The sequence below is a fragment of the Streptomyces lancefieldiae genome (assembly GCF_031845825.1).
Classification (GTDB): Bacteria; Actinomycetota; Actinomycetes; order Streptomycetales; family Streptomycetaceae; genus Streptomyces; species Streptomyces lancefieldiae.
The window spans coordinates 1-422 of record NZ_JAVRFH010000370.1 but is presented as its reverse complement, the minus strand read 5'-3'; the positions used below and the strand labels follow the sequence as shown (position 1 = coordinate 422).

The window sequence follows — 422 nt, the reverse complement described above, 5'->3', positions numbered from 1 at the left end:
CCAGCACGAACACCAGGACTGCCGCCAACGTTTTTAGCGCTGGTCGTGTGGTCACGATTACTCCAGGATCACCGCGGGTGATCCGCCGTACGCTCACCCGCTGGGGCCGTCACGGGGGCTGGTCTGAGGGATACCGACCCATACCGGTGACGACGCTGATGAAGACTGCGATACTCACCCATTGTGACGTTCAAGCGCATGGCCTCTGCAGCCGCCCTGTTCTCGTCGGTCGGAATCGGACTCAGCCTGGGGATTGCCACCCCGGCGCAGGCTGACCCCGTCATGCTGGGCATCTACACCTACACCCAGGAGGATGGCAGGACCGACACCTGGGGCGTGTGGCCGTCCTGTGTCCCGACGGTCGGGGATTTGCGTGAGCCGCTGGAGCTGGCGGTGGCCTGCCGGCTGCATGTGGAGACCCA

At 64.9% G+C, this 422-nt stretch carries 1 protein-coding gene; it reads left to right on the top strand.

Annotated features, from left to right (window positions below; all coding sequences use genetic code 11):
- Positions 1 to 183 precede the first annotated feature (183 nt).
- On the top strand, positions 184 to 422 hold a 239-nt coding region (locus RM812_RS42560; RefSeq protein WP_311586421.1), incomplete at its 3' end, for a hypothetical protein.